General features: G+C 70.9%; 16 protein-coding genes. 5 read left to right on the top strand and 11 right to left on the bottom strand.

The window, feature by feature from the left end; genetic code table 11:
• Nucleotides 1-3: 3 nt before the first annotated feature.
• Nucleotides 4-1,242 carry an SfnB family sulfur acquisition oxidoreductase gene (locus BM396_RS27580; protein ID WP_043386621.1) on the top strand — a complete coding sequence of 413 codons (1,239 nt, stop codon included), beginning with the start codon at nt 4-6 and terminating at the stop codon, nt 1,240-1,242.
• The gene (locus BM396_RS27575) at nt 1,242-2,621 is read left to right on the top strand and encodes an LLM class flavin-dependent oxidoreductase (RefSeq protein ID WP_043386618.1); all 1,380 of its coding nucleotides are present in this window, start codon (nt 1,242-1,244) and stop codon (nt 2,619-2,621) included. The genes BM396_RS27580 and BM396_RS27575 overlap by 1 nt, the downstream gene beginning before the upstream one ends.
• Here BM396_RS27575 and BM396_RS27570 read toward each other — a convergent pair.
• Nucleotides 2,609-3,823 carry a transporter substrate-binding domain-containing protein gene (locus BM396_RS27570; protein WP_043386615.1) on the bottom strand — a complete coding sequence of 405 codons (1,215 nt, stop codon included), beginning with the start codon at nt 3,821-3,823 and terminating at the stop codon, nt 2,609-2,611. The two genes, BM396_RS27575 and BM396_RS27570, sit on opposite strands and share 13 nt — an antisense overlap.
• Before the next feature lies 1 nt (nt 3,824).
• On the bottom strand, nt 3,825-4,847 hold the full coding sequence (locus BM396_RS27565) for a helix-turn-helix domain-containing protein (protein ID WP_236961936.1): 1,023 nt from the start codon (nt 4,845-4,847) through the stop codon (nt 3,825-3,827).
• A gap of 412 nt (nt 4,848-5,259) precedes the next feature.
• Between BM396_RS27565 and BM396_RS27560 the strand changes: the two genes are divergently transcribed.
• A complete protein-coding gene (locus BM396_RS27560) occupies nt 5,260-9,642 on the top strand; it encodes a S8 family serine peptidase (protein WP_043386611.1) in 4,383 nt (1,460 codons plus the stop codon).
• Between the two features lie 46 nt (nt 9,643-9,688).
• Nucleotides 9,689-9,886, top strand: a complete 198-nt coding sequence (locus BM396_RS27555) for a hypothetical protein (protein ID WP_043348020.1) — start codon at nt 9,689-9,691, stop codon at nt 9,884-9,886.
• Between the two features lie 191 nt (nt 9,887-10,077).
• Here the strand turns inward: BM396_RS27555 and BM396_RS27550 are convergent, their stop codons facing one another.
• The 3 genes from BM396_RS27550 to BM396_RS27540 all read right to left on the bottom strand — a co-directional run bounded on the left by BM396_RS27550 (nt 10,078) and on the right by BM396_RS27540 (nt 12,800).
• Nucleotides 10,078-10,443 (bottom strand): response regulator, encoded by a 366-nt coding sequence (locus BM396_RS27550; RefSeq protein ID WP_043386608.1) that lies wholly within the window; start codon nt 10,441-10,443, stop codon nt 10,078-10,080.
• Nucleotides 10,440-11,930, bottom strand: a complete 1,491-nt coding sequence (locus BM396_RS27545) for a sensor histidine kinase (RefSeq protein ID WP_043386606.1) — start codon at nt 11,928-11,930, stop codon at nt 10,440-10,442. The genes BM396_RS27550 and BM396_RS27545 overlap by 4 nt, the downstream gene beginning before the upstream one ends.
• A 330-nt stretch (nt 11,931-12,260) precedes the next feature.
• The gene (locus tag BM396_RS27540) at nt 12,261-12,800 is read right to left on the bottom strand and encodes a DUF3016 domain-containing protein (RefSeq protein ID WP_043386604.1); all 540 of its coding nucleotides are present in this window, start codon (nt 12,798-12,800) and stop codon (nt 12,261-12,263) included.
• Between the two features lie 218 nt (nt 12,801-13,018).
• Between BM396_RS27540 and BM396_RS33740 the strand changes: the two genes are divergently transcribed.
• Nucleotides 13,019-13,147 (top strand): hypothetical protein, encoded by a 129-nt coding sequence (locus BM396_RS33740; RefSeq protein ID WP_257787387.1) that lies wholly within the window; start codon nt 13,019-13,021, stop codon nt 13,145-13,147.
• A 9-nt stretch (nt 13,148-13,156) separates the two neighbouring features.
• On the opposite strand, the gene BM396_RS27535 is transcribed toward BM396_RS33740, so the two are convergent.
• The 6 genes from BM396_RS27535 to BM396_RS27510 form a co-directional block, all read right to left on the bottom strand.
• Nucleotides 13,157-13,435 carry a hypothetical protein gene (locus tag BM396_RS27535; protein WP_043348032.1) on the bottom strand — a complete coding sequence of 93 codons (279 nt, stop codon included), beginning with the start codon at nt 13,433-13,435 and terminating at the stop codon, nt 13,157-13,159.
• Between the two features lie 29 nt (nt 13,436-13,464).
• Complete coding sequence (locus BM396_RS27530) at nt 13,465-13,806, bottom strand: DUF6894 family protein (protein ID WP_244538979.1); 342 nt, start codon at nt 13,804-13,806, stop codon at nt 13,465-13,467.
• A gap of 318 nt (nt 13,807-14,124) precedes the next feature.
• The gene (locus BM396_RS27525; RefSeq protein ID WP_043348035.1) at nt 14,125-14,583 is read right to left on the bottom strand and encodes a Ros/MucR family transcriptional regulator; all 459 of its coding nucleotides are present in this window, start codon (nt 14,581-14,583) and stop codon (nt 14,125-14,127) included.
• 643 nt (nt 14,584-15,226) lie between these two features.
• Complete coding sequence (locus tag BM396_RS27515) at nt 15,227-15,832, bottom strand: PAS domain-containing protein (RefSeq protein ID WP_043386602.1); 606 nt, start codon at nt 15,830-15,832, stop codon at nt 15,227-15,229.
• 132 nt (nt 15,833-15,964) lie between these two features.
• The gene (locus BM396_RS33005) at nt 15,965-16,114 is read right to left on the bottom strand and encodes a hypothetical protein (RefSeq protein WP_164706361.1); all 150 of its coding nucleotides are present in this window, start codon (nt 16,112-16,114) and stop codon (nt 15,965-15,967) included.
• Between the two features lie 104 nt (nt 16,115-16,218).
• Nucleotides 16,219-16,713, bottom strand: a complete 495-nt coding sequence (locus tag BM396_RS27510; RefSeq protein ID WP_043386694.1) for a GAF domain-containing protein — start codon at nt 16,711-16,713, stop codon at nt 16,219-16,221.
• Nucleotides 16,714-17,191 lie beyond the last annotated feature (478 nt).

Raw genomic sequence — 17,191 nt, 5'->3', positions numbered from 1 at the left:
GCCATGCCACTCCAGCCCCACGAGACCGCCTTCACGCAGGCGCCCGCACCGCCGCGCCCGGTGCCGGTGATCGCCGACGCCGCGGCGGCGCTGGCCATCGCCGACGCGCTGGCGGCCGCGTTCGCGGAGGCCGCGGTCGCGCGCGATCTCGAGCGGCGCCTGCCCGTCGCCGAGGTCGAGCGCTTCAGCGAATCCGGCCTCTGGGCGATCACGGTGCCGAAGGCCTATGGCGGCCCCGGCCTCGACAGCGCCACGGTCGCGCAGGTGATCGCCCGGATCGCCGCGGCGGACGGGTCCCTCGGCCAGATCCCGCAGAACCATTTCTACGCCCTGGAGGTGCTCCGCAACGGCGGCACCGAGGCCCAGAAGCGCGACCTCTACGGCCGCGTCCTGGCGGGCGAGCGATTCGGCAATGCGCTGGCCGAGATCGGCGCGCGGGACCACACCCGCCGCACCCGGCTCGTGCGCGATCCGGCCGGCTGGTTCGTCGAGGGCCGCAAGTATTACTGCACCGGCTCGCTCTATGCCCACCGCATCCCGACGCTGGTCGAGGCCGAGGAGGCGGGCCGCACGGCCACCTACCTGGTCTTCATCCCCCGGGACGCGCCGGGCGTGACCCTGGTGGACGATTGGGACGGGTTCGGCCAGCGGGTCACCGGCTCGGGCTCGGTCCTGTTCGAGCGGGTCGCCGTGGAGCCCGGCTGGGTGGTGCCGTTCCAGGCCTCGCTGGAGCGGCCCACCGCCATCGGCCCCTTCGCGCAGATCCTGCACGCCGGGATCGATCTCGGCATCGGCGAAGGCGCCTTCGCGGCGACGCTGCCCTTCGTGCGGGACCGCGCCCGGCCCTGGATCGATTCCGGCGTCACCCGGGCGGGCGAGGATCCCCTGACCCTCCACGCGCTGGGCGACGTCCAGGTCCGCCTCGCGGCGGCCGACGCCCTGCTGACGCGGGCCGGCCGCTTCGTGGACGCCGCGCAGGACGCCCCCGATGCGGACAACGTCGCGGCGGCCTCCGTGGCGGTGGCGGAGGCCCGGGCGGCGAGCCACCGGGCCGGGCTGCTGGCGTCCAACAGGCTCCTCGAACTCGGCGGCACCTCCGCCACCGACCGGGCCGAGGCCCTGGACCGCTACTGGCGCAACGTCCGCACCCACACCCTGCACGATCCGGTGCGCTGGAAGTATCACTGGATCGGCGCCTACCACCTCGACGGCCGGCTGCCGCCCCGGCACGGGGCGCTCTGATGGCCGCCCAGAAGAAGCAGATCCTGTTGAACGCCTTCAACATGGCCTGCGTGGGCCACATCAATCACGGGCTCTGGACGCACCCGCGCGACCGCTCGTCGGCCTACAACACGCTGGGCTACTGGACCGACCAGGCGAAGCTCCTGGAGCGCGGCCTGTTCGACGGCCTGTTCATCGCCGACATCATCGGCGTCTACGACGTCTACGGCGACGGCATCGACGTGACCGCCCGGGAGGCCGTGCAGCTCCCGGTCAACGACCCGACCGTGATGATCGCCGCCATGGCGGCGGTGACCGAACATCTCGGCTTCGGGGTGACGATCAACGTCCACCAGGAGGCGCCCTACACCTTCGCCCGGCGCCTCTCGACCCTCGACCACCTGACCGGCGGCCGGATCGGCTGGAACATCGTCACCGGCTACCTCGACAGCGCCCACCGCGCCCAGAGCGGCGGCACGTTGCCGGCACACGACCGGCGCTACGACTATGCCGACGAGTATCTGGAGGTTCTCTACCGGCTCTGGGAGGGCAGCTGGGACGACGCCGCCATGCGCCGCGACCGGGCGGCCCGGGTGTTCAGCGATCCGGCCCATATCCGCAAGGTCGCCCACCGGGGCGAGTTCTTCGCGGTCGACGGCTACCACCTGTCCGAGCCGTCGCCCCAGCGCACGCCGGTCCTCTACCAGGCGGGCGCCTCGGGCCGCGGCCGCGCCTTTGCGGGCCGCCATGCCGAGTGCGTGTTCATCTCGGCCCGCGACACGGCCACCGCCCGCGAGTCCGTCCGCGCCATCCGGGCCGAGGCGGTCGCGGCCGGCCGCAATCCCGACGACGTGAAGGTCTTCGTCGGCCTCGCGGTGATCCCCGGCCGGACCCGGGCGGAGGCCGAGGCCAAGCGGGACGAATACCTGTCCTACGCGAGCCCGGAGGCAGGGCTCGCGCATTTCTCCGCCTCCACGGGGATCGACTTCGCCCGCTACGGCCTCGACGAGGCGATCCCCTACGCGCCGGGCAACGCCATCCAGTCGGCCACGGCGGCGGCGGCCAAGCGCGGGCTGACGAAGCGCGACCTCCTGGCCGAATTGCAGCTCGGCGGCCGCTACCCGGTGCTCACCGGCGACGCGGTCGCCATCGCCGACGAGCTCCAGGCCTGGATCGAGGAGGGCGAGGTCGACGGCTTCAACCTCAGCCGGATCGTCGTGCCGGAGAGCTTTTCCGACTTCATCGACCTCGTGATCCCGGAACTGCAGGATCGCGGCCTCTACAAGACCGCCTATGCCGAGGGTTCGCTGCGAGCGAAGCTCTTCGGCCAAGGGGACCGGCTGCCCGCGCGCCACCCGGCCGAGGCCCACCGCCACCGCGGCGCGCCTCAGCGATCCTGAGCCTCGCCGCTCTCGGAGCCGAACCAGCGGCTGTAGATCTCGTCGTAGCGGCCATCCTCCCTGAGGCCGAGGAGGGCTTGGTTGACGCGCTTGCGCCGGGGGTCGTTCGCCGCGAACAGGATGCCGTAGGCCTGCCGGTTGAAGGCCGGCCCGATCAGGCGCAGCGGCGCGTGGCCGGGCTGCGTCGCGTAGTAGCTCAGGGCCGGGGCATCGTAGACCACCGCGGCGACCGTGCCGGCCTGCAGGGCCGCGCAGGCCTCCTCCAGGCTCGCGAACCCCACCGGCGTGGCGAAGTGGTCCGCCAGATAGGCGACCGACGTGGTGTGGGCGACCGTGCCCACCCGCTTGCCCGGCAGATCCTGCGGGCCGTTGATCGCGCCGCGCAGGCGCTCCACCGTCGCCGTGCTGGTCAGGCCGGCGGTGAACCACGCCACCAGGGCGATGCAGGTGAACAGCCAGACCACCGTGATGGCCCGCGCGAGGGGGCTGCGCGGCATCTCCTCCGCCTGCGCGGCGAGGCTGCTCAGCGCCCACCAGAGGACATGGGCGAAGCCGTGCGCCGGCCGGGCCCGCGCCGCCATGCCGCCGGGATGGCGGCGTTCGAGCCACCAGATCAGCGCCGCCACCGCGAGGATGAGGGCGGCGAGCCCCAGGAGGACCTGCAGGAAGGTGGCGTCGCTCAGGAGCGCCCGGAGGGCCCGGCCGGTGGCCGAGCCGGTCGCGTCCGGCGCCGCCGGGACGGCGATGCGCAGGCCGGTCTCCAGCATCGTGACCGAGAAGTCGAACCGCCGCTCGCGCTCCGCGGTGATCGACACCGCCGCGATGGCGAGGTCCGCGCGCCCGTCCGAGACCGCCCCGAACAGCGCCGGCAGGTCGTCGACGCGGACGAAGGCGGTCCGGACGCCCAGCTCCCGGGCGATGGCGTTCCAGAGATCGATGCTGAACCCGCGCAGCCGGCCCTCCGCCTCCATGACCAGGGGCGGCACCGGATGCGTCGCGACCCGCCACGTCTCGGGATCGTTCGTGCGGAGCGCGAGGGGCGGCCCCTCCGACACGCCCTCGGATGCCGCCCGAGCCGTGTCCCGGGTCTCGGCGCGCAAAGGGTCCGCGGCGAGCGGCACGGCGGCCGCGAGGCAGAGGCAGAACGCCACGACGCCCGCAGGCGCGACGGCGCGCCGTCGACCGGTGGACGGGCGCGGCATGTCAGAGGCTCTCGATCCAGTTGCGCAGGACGGCCCCGGGCGCGGGGTCGGGGTGGGCGTCCAGGCGCTGGGACGCATCGCTGGGGATGAAGCCGAACCGGCGCTTGAACGCCCGCCGGAAGGTCCGCTCGTCCGAGAAGCCGACCGCGAAGGCGACCTGCGAGATGCGCAGGGGCTTGGACGCATCGTCGCGCACGAGCATCCGCATTGCCGCCATCAGGCGCCGGTCGCGGATATACGCCACGATGCCGTTGGGGGCGAACAGGCGGTACAGGGTCGAGCGCGACAGGCCGAGCCGCGCCGCGACCAGGGCGGGCGTCAGCTTCGGGTTGCCGAGTTCCGCCTCGACGAGGCGGCGGACGCGGATCCGGACGTCCTGGTTCTGGGACGGGCGCCCCTCCTCCTGGCCGCGCAGCCAGCTGGCGCAGAGCTGGGTGATCGCCGTCGAGGCCGCCAGGGCCTCGCGCCGGTCGAGGAGGTCGCCGCAGGCGACGACGTTGGCGACGAAATTGTGGACCAGCCGCCCGAACGGGTCGCCGTCATGGTCGAGGGGGCGGCCGTGCAGGGCGTCCGGGTGGCAGCCCTGCTTCTCCAGAAGCGCGCGGGGGATCACGACGTTGGTGGCGTCGACCGCGCCCGCGACGATGCGCACGGGCTGGGCGAGATCGAAGACGATGCACTGGACCTCGTTCACCGGGCCGGTGCCGTGATCGGTCTCCACGCGGCTCTGCCCCCGGCGGTAGAACTGCAGCAGGATGTGATCCAGGCCCTGCTGGCCGATCATCTCCCGCGTCCGCACGAGGGTGTGCGCCGGCGCCACCACGTCGCCGACCAGCAGGTCGCCGAGATGGTAGCTGCGCATCGCGATCGGGATGGTGAGATCGGTCTCCGGGCGGAAGCTCACGTCGAAGATGGGCGCGAGATGGTCCTGCCAGGCCCGGCCGAGCGCCTCCGGATCACCGGGCGGCTCGAACCGCAGGCAGGCGACCTCGCCGCCTGGGGCGGCGCCGCCGGCTGGTGCCACGTCCGGGTCCCGGTTTCTCTCCTCGGAAGACATACGTGGAGCCTGACACCTGCTGTTAGCGCGACCGATGAAGAACGAGGGCCTGCCCCAAGGTGACGCGTGGCAACGCGGTCGGGTCGTCCCGCACGTTAGCCGCGTCCATCCGGACAGTCCTCCTATCTCCCGCCGCCCCGAGCAGCTGTACACTGTCGTTTGTCGCTGCGGCGTGCGATTCGACGCAGGTGTCGCCCGACCGGGCCGCAGCGGGCCCAGCATCGGAGGATTCTGACCTGCGCGCCGGTGGGATGGTTCCTTCCGTCTCAGAAAGGGGGATCCCCGTTTCAGAATGTTGCGCGTGGCGCAGAGTGTGGCTGCAATGTGATAGTTCGTTAAAGCCGCATTTTCTAACCCCCGCGCAAAGTCTGTGACAGGCATGACGGGGGTCAGTCCGATGGTCCAACAGTATAGCGACGTCGAGCATGCGACCGGATCCTGTGATCCGAGCAGGAGCACGGGCGCCGGAACGCGACGGTGCGGCCCCGTCCGGATGGGATTGCTGGTCGGCAGCTCGCTCGCCACGCTCGCGCTGGCTCTGGGACCTGTGGCGGCGCAGACCGTGCCGGCGCGCTCGCCCTCGACTTTCGGACTGACAGCGGCTGATTTCTCGAACTGGTCGGCTTACCAAGGTGATTGGGGGCTCGCCGCGATCAATGCCGCGACGGCTTACGCGCATGGCTATACGGGGCTCGGCGTCTCGGTGGCAGTTGTCGATAGCGGCATCGACCCCAATCACCCGAAATTTGCTGGGCGGATATCGTCTGCCTCTCGGAACTTTTGGCTCACCGATCCCCCTGGAGCGATCCGCAGCACTCTTCTCGTCGACCTCAACAGTCATGGGACGCACGTTTCAGGAACGATCGGGGCATCTGCAGCCGGCGGCGAGATGATGGGCGTCGCTTTTGAAAGCACGCTGCTCTCACTGAATGCGATTATGGGCCCGGCCGAGGCCAATTTTATCAAGCAGAGATTGGGCCTCAACGAAATCTCGACCGATGCCAATGCCGCGGTTGATTTCGCGGCAGCCAATGGGGCGCGAGTTCTCAATGGCAGCTATGGCCCCTCCTTGCCGACCAAGCTCATTCTCGATGATAACGGCAATGTAATATCTAATCCTTATTACGTTCAGCTGAAAATACAATCATACGAATACGGCGACGCACTGGCGGAGTACAGCGCCCTCAAACGTGCCGCAGACAAAGGTATGCTGCTAGTCTTTGCGGCTGGCAATGAGCGTGAAGATCAGGAAAAAGTCGCCGTCAATCCGACCGGCGTTGCGTTCTATCCTTTCATACGTCCAAGCAACGCAAACATCGGCGTCTATCAGCTCAATGATGGTCAAAATCGGCCGATCGATCAGTCGAAGGTCGATTTTTCAGACTTGTCAGGCTACATCGTTTCAGTCGTCGCAACTGACAAAAACAATCAAATCGGATCTTTCAGCAATCTATGCGGCGTGACAGCAGCTTGGTGTATAGCCGCCCCCGGCGTGGGTATCTACTCGACCGTTCCAGGCGGCGGATACGGGTTAAAAAATGGTACATCGATGGCAGCGCCGCATGTCTCCGGTGCCGCAGCCGTGCTGATGCAGGCGTTCCCGTTCCTGACGGCGCCGCAGATCGCCCAGACGATGTTCACCACCGCCACCCACCTCGGCGATGGACCGGCCAACGCCCCGAACGCCACCTTCGGCTGGGGCCTGCTCAACCTCGGCAAGGCGATCGACGGTCCGGGCCAGTTCACCTCGACCTGGACGGTCAACACCACCTATAACGGCCAAGCCTATTACGGCCGCTTCGCCAACGACATCTCGGGCGTCGGCGGCCTGATCAAGACCGGGCTCGGCACCCTCGAACTCGCCGGCACCAACAGCTATGCCGGCGGCACCGCCGTCTACGGCGGCACCCTCGCCGTCTCTCGCGACGCCAACCTCGGCGCCGCCGGCACCGGCCTGACCCTCGGCGGCGGCACCCTCGAGGTCCTGGCCGACGGATTCGCCACCGCCCGCCCGCTCACCCTCTCCGGCCCCGGCACCCTGCAGATCGACGGCGGCACGTCCACCTTCGCGGGTCCGATCGCCGACGGCAGCCAGCCGGGCGTGCTCGTCAAGACCGGACCCGGCACCGCCATCCTGTCGGCCGCCAACACCGTCACCGGCGGCGCCCTGGTCGGCGCCGGCACCCTGACCCTGACCGCCACCGGCAGCCTCGCCGCACCGGTCCGCATCGGCCCCGCGGCGAGCCTCCTCAATGCCGGCCTGGTCTCCGGCGGCGTCGGCAATCTCGGCGTCCTGGGCAACAGCGGCACCATCACGGGCGGCCTCGCCAATGCTGGGCTGGCCCTCAACACCGGCACGATCACCGGCGGGGTGGCCAACACCGGCAGCCTCGCCAGCAGCGGCGCCCTCGCGGGCGGCCTGACCAACACCGGCACCGTGCTGGCCAGCGCCGGCCGCATCGACGGCGCCATCGCGAACAACGCCGGGCTGCTCGCCGTCTCCGGCAACGTCGCCAGCGACGGCACCCTCGCCAACGCCGCCGGCGCGACCCTCGCCGTCACCGCAGGCGGCCGCTACAGCCTCGCCGGGCCACTCGCCAATGCCGGCATCGTCGTCCTCGCCCAGACCGCCAGCCTCACCGCGCCGGCCGGCTTCGGCAATGCCGGCCTCGTCGCCAGCGACGGCACCCTCACCACCGACCTGACCAATACCGGCCTCGCCCGCCTGTCCGGGCAGCTCAACGGCGCGCTGACCAACACCGGGCTGATCCAGGTCACCGGGCCGCTGGCCGGCCTCACCACCCTGACCAATGCCGGCGCCCTCGACCTCGGCGGCGGCGCCCTCACGGTGGCGAGCCTGTCGGGCCCCGCCTCCGCCGTCCTGGGCAACGGCGCCCTCACGGTCGCCGGCCCGGCCTCCACCACCTATGCCGGCGCCATCCTGGAGACCGCCAGCCCCACCAGCCTGACCCAGGCCGGCACCGGCACGCTCACGCTCACCGGCACCGGCCGCTTCTCCGGCCCGACCACGATCCAGGCCGGCACGCTCGCACTCAACGGCCTCTGGGCCTCGCCCGTGACGGTGGCCGCCGCCGGCACCCTGCGCGGCATCGGCACGATCGCCGCCCCGGTCACGGTGGCCGGCGCCCTGCGGCCGGGCAACTCCCCCGGCACCCTCACGGTGCTCGGCCCGGTGGCCTTCGCCCCCGGCAGCCGTCTCGGCCTCGACATCGACGGACCCGGCACCGGCACGGGTGCCGGCAGCTACGCCCGGCTCCTGGCGCTGGGGGCCACCGGCACGGTGTCGGCGGGGGGCACCCTCGTGCCGGAGCTGCGCGGCCTCACCGGCAACGCCACCAACGCCTTCACCCCGGCCCTCGGCCAGCGCTTCGGCGTCCTCACCGCTCAAGGGGGGCTGTCGGGCTCGTTCACCGGCCTCGCCCAGCCGACGACGGGGCTTCCGGCCGGCACGCGCTTCGACGCCCTCTACGCCGCCACCGGCCTCGACCTCGTGGTCACGCCGGCGGCCTACGGCAACCTCGCCGGGCTGGGCCTCTCCCAGACCGGCAACGCCCAGGCCGTGGGCGCGGCGCTGGACGTCGCCCGCCCGGCCGCCGGCACCCGGCCGGACGCGGCCCGGGCGCGGGTCTACGATCCGCTCTACGCGGCCAGCCCGGCCACCCTGCCGGGCAGCCTGGCCAGCCTGTCGGGCCAGAGCTACGGCGACGCGGTGATGACCGATCTCTCCGCGCGCCGGCTGATCGCCGACGCGATCGACCGGCACCAGCGCGGGCTGGGCGGCGGGACGGCGGCGTTCGGGGCGTGCGATCCGGGCCTGGGCCCGAACCGCACGGCGCTGCAGGTGCGCGGCGCCGCCGGGGTGCCGGACCAGCCGCTGGCGGTGGGCGAGGGCCGGGTCTGGGCGGACGCGCTGTACGGGTTCGGCGACCGGGCCGGCGATCGGGCGGCCTCGGGCGCCGGTTACGGCGCGGGCGGCCTGCTCGTGGGCGTCGACCGGCAGGTCGGGGCGGAGACGCAGGTGGGCGGGGCGTTCAGCTACCTGCGCGAGACCGGCACGTCGCGGGGGGCGGGGCTCGGCCGGTTCACCACGGACAGCTACGGCGGCAGCCTGTACGCGCAGACGCGTCTGGGGCCGGTGGTGCTGCGCGGGACGGCGGGGGTGTCGTACGCGGACGGGCGGATCGACCGGACGGTGGCCCTGGGCACGGCGGTGTCGCAGGCGAGCGGTCTGGCCTCGGGCTGGAACGGCGGGGTGGCGGGCTTTGCCGGGTACGCGCTGGCCGTGGATCTGCCGGTCGAGGTCGTGCCGGAGGTGGGGTTCAGCTACGACCGGCTGACGCGCGGCCGGGTGGCCGAGCGGGGTGGCCTGGTGGGCCAGGGGTTCGGGGGCCAAGGGTTGGGCGGCCAGGGATTCGCGGTGGCCGATCTCGACGCGGCGCGCAACCTCGTGGGCGGCCGCGTGGCGAGCGTGGCCTTCGCGGGCGTGCCGGACCTCCGGCTGGAGGGTCGGGCCTATTGGGCGCACGAGCTGGCCGACACTTACGCGGTGGTCCGCTCCGGCCTGTTCGGGGCGCAGTTTGCCGCCCGCACCAGCGCCCTCGGCCGGGACGGGGCGGTCCTGGGGGTGAGCCTGACCGGGCCGGTGGCGGACGGCGTGCGGTTGACCCTGGGCTACACCGGTGACGTGCGTCCGGGCGCCACCGCCCAGGTCTTCGCCGCAGGCCTCCAGGCCGCATGGTGAGGCACGCCGACCGCACGCAGGCCGGCGCCGTGCTCCGGAGAGAGGCATGCAGGACCGCAGAGAATCGGGCGATCCGTCAATCGAGGCCGAGCCGGCATCGCGCCGGCCCGGCCGGTTGCGGCGGCTGGTCGATCTGCTCGAAGGGATCGAGCTGCTGGTCCAGGCGGTTCGGCTGGTCGGATGGCTCCTGAGAGGATTGTGGCTGGCCGCCGGGGCCCTCGTGCGCGCCTTCGGGGATCGATGAGCCGCACGGCGGGCCCACCATCCCCTGCCGATGCATGGCCGCTCCGTCCGAAGCCCGTCTCGTGTCGTTCGGGACAGTAACGGCGCTCCGATGCAGAGCGGCGCGCAGGCGGAGATGTTTCACGGGAAACACCCGCCCGATTGGCCGAAGCCCCGACAACCGGGTCCGGCGCGGGCGCGGGACCCGGTGCTTCAGCCGAACAGCGCGCGCGTCACGATCTGCGGGTCGAGAGGTTTCTGGCAGAGGGCCACGGCTCCGTGGAGGGACGGCACCGCGACCGGATCGTAGCCGGTCGCGAACAGGAACGGCACACCCCGCGCGTGCAGCGCGTCGGCGACGGGGTAGACGAGCTCGTCCTGCAGGTTGATGTCGAGCACCGCGGCGTCGATCGCGGCCGTGCGGGCGATCAGCGCCAGCGCCTCGCCGACACTGGGCACCGGTCCCAGCACCTCGGCACCGCCCGCCTCGAAGCCGGATTTGAGATCGATGGCGATGAAGTAGTCATCCTCGACCAGCAGGACCCGCCTGCCGGCCAGCGTGCGTGGAGTCGGGGTCATGCGGGGCTGCCTGCGGCTTCTCCGTCGGGAAGGGGAATGTTGATCGCGCAATAGAGCGCGGTGTCGCCGAGTTCGTAGCTGGTGGTCGCCTTGAGGGCATAGGGGAGGGCGTGCTCGATCAGTTCCCGCCCGTATCCGCCCCGCGGCGGCGCGTCCGCCGAATCCGGTCGACGAACGAGACCGTCCTCCACCCATTCCACCAGCAGCCGGCCGCCGCCATCGTCCGCCCGGTAGGTCCGCCACGTCACCGTCAGGCGCCCCTCCTCGCTGGTGAGCGCGCCGTATTTCAGCGCGTTGGTGGCGAGTTCGTGCAGGGCCAGCGCGAAGGTCTGCACCGTCGCCTTGCGCAGCCGCACCATGGGGCCGTGGAGCCGGATGCGCCCCTGCATGGCCGGAGCGTCGAGGGCGGCGAGTTCCGTCTCGATCAGGGCGCGGAGCGTGATCGGCTCCTGATCCGAGCGGGAGAGGAGGCCCTGGACCCGGGAGAGGGCGGACAGTCGGTCGTTGAAGCGCTCCCGGAACGTCTCGCCGGGCCCGGTCTGAGCCATCGTCTGCTGGGCGATGGAGCGCACGACGCCGAGCAGGTTCCGGGTCCGGTGCTGCAGCTCGGCGACCATGACCTGCTGCCGCTCCTGAAACTGGCGCAGATCGTCGATGTCGGTCGAGGTTCCGAGCCACTCGACGATCCGGCCCTGCGCGTCGCGGACCGGGGCGGCCCGGGTCTGGAACCAGCAGAAGCGCTGCTCGGCCGCGTTGCGGAGCCGGTGCTCGAAGGAGAGGTGGCCGCTCACCGGAGCCTCGCGCCAAGCGGTCTCGGCCGCCGCGTAATCGTCCGCATGGACCGCGTCCAGCCAGCCCCAGCCCCGGCTCGTCGCCTCGGTCTGACCCGTATAGGCGTGCCATTGCGGGCTGGACCAGATGCAGGCACCGTCGATCGCGGCGCGCCAGACGAGCTGCGGGATCCCCTGGGCGAGGGTGCGGAACAGCTCCTCGCTCTCCCGCAGGCGGCGCTCGGCCAACACCCGCTCGGTGCTTTCGACCACGATGGCGATGACCCCGGCGGGCCGACCATCCGCGCCGAAGACCGGCGAGTAGTCGAGGTTCATCCAGACCGGCTCGGGCTGGCCGTAGCGGTGCAGGGTCAGTTCCTGGTCCTTGTAGGAGAGCGTCCCGCCGGCCAGTCCGACACGCATCACGTTGTCGTTGAAATCGACGATCTCGGGCCAGCCCTCGCGCACCTTGGAGCCGAGGAGCTTGGGATGGCGCGCCCCCGCGAAGACGGAATAGGCATCGTTGTAGATCATGATGCCGTCTTCGCCCCACAGCAGCACGATCGGCACCGGCGATTGCAGCAGGGTGCTGACCGTGAAGATCAGGCTCTGGGGCCAATCCGCCAGGGGCCCCAGCGGCGTCTGCGTCCAATCATAGGTCCGGACCAGGTCCGCGAGTTCGCTGCAGCCGGCCGAGAAGATGCAGGCCTCGCTCATGCGGTGACCGACTGGAGGCTCCAGCCCGGGCGAGCGCCGCGGGACTGGAGCGGGGATCGTTCCGCGACCGGCCCGGGGGCGGCCCGTCGTGCAGATCACGACCAGGTACTACACAGCCCCGGGGCTTGATAGGGGCGCCCTCATCGTCGAAGCGGCCATCGGTTCCGGGTCTTGCAACCATCTCACGGGTCCGGAAGGCCGGATGTCGCGACATCGCATCGGTCTTCACGCCACCACGCCACAGCGCGCTCCACGAGGGCCACGGCGGATGTCCGCGGCCCTGTCGGATCCGACAGGACGAATGCAGGGACGAACCGCCGGTGACGTGCCCTAGCGGCGGCCCGCCGGCTCCGGAAAGCGCCGGGCGAACCAGTCGCGCAGGAGCTGGCGCTCGTAATACAGGCTGCCGGTGGAGAAACGCGGGTTAGACGTCAGCAGGAAGTTGATATCCGTCACCGTGTCCTCGCCCTGCGCGACGATTCGACCGCCGCGGTGCAGGACATAGGCGAAGCGGATCCGTGGCGGCGTCGCATCCGTCACGACCCGCAGGCCCGTCGGCGTCGCGAAGCCGGGGCGCTCGAAGCCGGCGAGATCGACATCGAGGACGATGATGTCGAGGCGCTCATCCGGGCGGAGCCGCGCCGTGCCGAGATCCCGGAAGATCCGGGTCAGCTCGGCGAGGGTGACCCGGAGCGGCTGCCCGGAGCCGAACCGGTTCTCGGCATCGGTGAACCGGTCCGGATCGGCATAGCGCACATGGACCTGAGCCTGGACGATCGGAGCTTGGACTTGGGCGGCGGCTGGCCCGGCCAGGGACAGCACAGCCGTGACCGCGAACCCGGCCAAGCCGCCGGCGAGACCCCTGCACATGTCGAACTCCTCCCCGAACCGCTTCCCGAACCGCTTCCCGACGGCGCGGCGTGGGCCTGCGGGGTGGGACCACCCGAGCGGAGTCACAGAGCCCACGCTCATCCCCGACGCCCGGCTGCGACCGAATGGCTCTGACCCGTTCATAGTCTCGCCGTGTTCCGGGCGCCTCGTAGCACTCCCGGCCCGAGGGGCGAGCCGGTCATGGGAGTCCGACGCGCATGATGAACTCTGTTCTGGCGCTTCTTACCGTCGTGGCGGTTTTGGTGGTCACGGCGCTGATCAAGCTGCCGCTGCTGCCGTTCCGCCTCCTGGGCCGCCTCCTGCGCAGCCGCCCGGCGACCGCCTGATCGAGCCGCTCAGGTGGCCGTGTCGATGCAGAATTCCATCCCGCGACCCGGCCCCTGATCGGAATAATCGACGAGCGCCAGTCCGCGCTCGGCCAGGGTCGCCTCCACGGTGTCCCGCTCCTTGCGCACCATCTGGCCGACCGCCAGAGGGGTCAGCCGCGGACTCGCGCGCCGCACCTGATCGACCCCGATGCTCGCCGGCAGGCCAGCCCCTTCGGCGATCCGGGCCAGGGCGAGCCCCAGATCCCGCGCCTTGGTCTCCGCGGCGGATTTCGGCTTGTAGGCCATCTGCTTCTCCTTCTCGGCGGCCGCCCGCCTCAGGCGGCCCGCGTGTCGACGTTCACGTCGGGAAAGGCCCGGATCCAGACGCGCCGCCCCTTGGCGTCGTAGACCTCGACCTGCCAGCCCGACCAATCGAACCGCTCCACGACCCGCTCCATCAGAGCGAGGGCGACGCGCTCGGCATGGGCCCGCATCGGCGCCCCGTCGGGCAACCGGCTGCCGCACAGGTCGGTCACCAGCTCGTGGCCGTCCGTACAATGGAAACGGTACAGCCGCGTCGGCCTTGAGGCTCTCTCGATCAATCCACAGGGCTCCACCGCGATCCGAGACAGGACGCGTCGGCGGTTGAAACTGCCGATCCGAAGCGCTCTGTTCATGATCTGTTCTATACAAATTCGAAGCGCGATGCACCCTGGTCCCGAGACGAGACCTGCGGAGATTCGTCTCAGGGAGGCCGAGACGATCGCCTTTGCCGATCGCCTTTGCCGATCACCGGGCGGCGAAGGGCGATGGCGCAGCGCCTCGACCGGCAAGACGGCTGATCGCCTGGGATTATGCCGTGGCCGGACGGAGGCGGACGATCTCCCCGCGGCTGCCCCCGGCCGGTCCGTCGCCGTGACGGACGATTGACGATCCCGGCTCCGTCGGGGGGAACGGGACGCGGCGCCGTCCGGCGACGTCACGCCCGCGGGGGATCAGCGCTTCGCGCCGCCGCGACGGGCCATGGCGCCGGGCTGGCCCAGGCCGATCGCCTTTGCGAGGGCGGAGCGCTGCTCGGCATAGCCCGGGGCGACCATCGGGTAGTCGGCCGGAAGGCCGTAGCGGTCCCGGTAGCTGCGTGGATCGAGGCCGTGGCTGGCCAAGTGGCGCTTCAGCGTCTTGTAGGTCTTGCCGTCGATGAAGCTGACGATCCCGTCCTGCCGGACCGACTTGCGGACCTGGGCCGCGCCCGGCTTCTCGATCTCGGCCTGGGGCGCCGCCCCGGATTCCGGCGTCAGGGTCCCGGCGACGAGCCCGCTGACCGCGCCATGCACCCGCGCGATCAGGGCCGGCAACTCCGAGGCCGGAACCGGATTGTTCGACACGTAGGCCGCAACAAGCTCGGCCGTTATAACGGCCAAGGTGTTGGAGGCTTCATCGAAGGTCTCGTTCATGTGCAGATTTCCAAATAGCGGTTTACGTTCAGATCGTTTGGGCTCAACAAGGGTTTAAACAAGGTAAAAATCGAACGAAGACTCATCGAATAGATTCCGATTTTCTCGTGCCCTACGGCCTCCGAGAGGCGATGGCGCCGCGTCGGTCGCCGGGATCGCGTGACGACCCGTCTCGTGCCACCGAAGATCGTCCGGGATCATGGACACCCGGGTGGCGGCCAGATTCGGCACCCGTGCGGCGCAGCCGCCCGCTTGCCGGAACCGGCAATGGCATCGCGAACAGGCGCGTCGCCGACGCGACGGTCGGCGGTGGCCCGGCGCGACGGCCCCGGACCGTGCCGGCGATCGCCGTCAGGCGCTCCAGGTTGGCATGCCGCGCGGCGGCTCGGGCGGCCGGGTGTCCTGGCCGCCGCGTTCGGGAGCTTCGTCGGGCCCGGGATCCGCAGGGCCGCGAACGCGGGACCGCTGCCGAGAGCCGCAGGATCGGACGCTTTCGCCGGGCCGGCCGAACGTCCGGCGCACGCGTTCCGAACGCTTCGCGGGCGGCCTCGAGATCCTGTGCCTTGCGTTCCTCCCGGCCAGCCCGGCGGACCCTCCCGGAGGATCGCGCGGGCGGTCCGGTCGGAGGTCACCCGGATCCCGCTCAGCGTCGACCCATCGTCCGGGCCAGGGCGCGGCCGAGGCTCATCAACAATCCGTCGGCCGCGAGGCGGAGTTCCGCCGCCGCATCCTCGCCGAGCGCCTGCCTGAGCGCGATGGCCAGATCGGCCGCACGGCTCAAGGGGTCGTCCGGCGCCGCCGCGCTGGTGAAGACGTAGCGGTCGCCGCCTTCCCGGAGTTCCGTGATGTCGATGATGATGCCGCGCGCCCGGATCGGCCGCCCTGCGGAATCCGGGACGGTCCGTCCGCGGCTGATCAGCCAGTGCTCGGCTCCGCCCTGCACGACGCGGTACTCGGCCAGCACCAGATCACCCGACCGCACGGCCCGCTGGACCTGGTCCAGCAGCCACGGATGGTCGTCCGGATGGACGGCGGCCAGCGCGTCGGCGCCGCTGATCTCCGTACCGGCGAGGGCCGGATCGCCGGTGAGCAACCGGGCCGCCCCGGCATCATAGACTATGGTGCCGCGGCGGATGTCCCACTCCCAGGCGCCGACCACACCGGATGCATCGAGGGCGGCCTGCAACCGGTCGAACGGCGTATTGAATCCGTCGGTCGCGTCGATCGGCGTCCTCGAAATCTCACTCATGACGCGAATCCCGGCCGCACAACCGGGATGATCTGGCATAGAAATGTGCCTCTTTGCCAGAATCTCGACGGAGATTTCATCAGCGGGTCCGGTCGATCAGGATCGGCACGCCGGGAGGCCCGTCATGCCGCATCATTTCCGCTGAGCGGTGGGGTTGGGTGTCGACGACGTATCCGGCGCGACGGCCGGATTGACGGGCGTGACCGTCGACCACGTGGCCGCGATCGCCACAATGGCGAGTAGCAGGGCGACGAAGATGCCGATGAGGGTGAGGCGCTTCATGAGGCGGGTCTGGGACTTCCGTGCAGGGCGATGAAGGCGGGGAACGGCCTGAGCGGCCGATCGATCCCGCCGGCCCGCAGGATCCGAACGGCCGGCACCGACCGTCACGGCCCGCTCGGACGGATTCGATCCAAGGCCGCCGCCGCGTGCCGGGCCAGACCCTCGAGCCGGCGAACGGTCCCGTCGTCGGGGATGACGGAGGCGCACCAATAGGCGCTGAGGGCGGCGACCGGCTCGGGGGAGCCGATCGGAACCACCACGAGACTGCGCATCGAGGTCAGTCGGTAGGCCGCGATCGGCACCCGGGGATCGCACTCGATGTCCGGCACGACGATGGTCGCGCCATCGAGCATGGCCCGTCCCGAAACGCAGTAGGTCAACGGAAACCGGCGGCCGCGCCACAACGGCTCGATGGCGTCCTCGGCGGCGTAGTATGAGGCGTCGCCCTCGCGCAGCACCACGGCAATCCCATCGGAGCCGGCGATCTCCCGGGCCGTCTCCCGGAGGATCGTCACGATGTCCTCGAGGAAGCGGGCGGTCGCCAGCCGGCACGAGGCCCGAACCAGACCGGCGTCGGAATCCAGGGGACGTTCAGCCATCTGGGACGCGTCGTGGAAGCAGGCCGATCGATCCATGAAGCGCCCTCCGCGACGTCGCCTCGGGGTCGCCTCGGGCGTCTTCTTCGGTTGAAGCCTCACTGCGCGCGACGGCGCGGACAACAACTTGGATCAAGCGTTTCGCCGAAGCGGTTCGGCGCGATCGGATCGCCCGCGCGTGGCGAGACGCGGAGAGATGAGCGGGCGACGCCCGACATATTGGTCATCGCGGCGGGGCGACGCGGCAGATGTCACGAAATAGTTCCCGATCCTTCGATCACGACGCCGAGATGATGTGCTCCAGCGCACCTTCCGGTCCACCGCCTCCGGACCCCCGCCGACGCTGTTGCAACAATGCACTATCGCGTCCGCACATCCTGACGTCCTGTCCGCCCCGCACACATCCCGCCTAACGGGAGACAGAGGACCAGATGATCAAGAAGCTTCTTCTCGCGAGCGCCGCCACGGCCCTCCTGACCGG

It is taken from the genome of Methylobacterium sp. UNCCL125, from assembly GCF_900116795.1.
GTDB classification, from domain to species: domain Bacteria; phylum Pseudomonadota; class Alphaproteobacteria; order Rhizobiales; family Beijerinckiaceae; genus Methylobacterium; species Methylobacterium fujisawaense.
The sequence above is the reverse complement of the archived record's forward strand: the minus strand, read 5'-3'. Positions and strand labels throughout refer to the sequence as shown.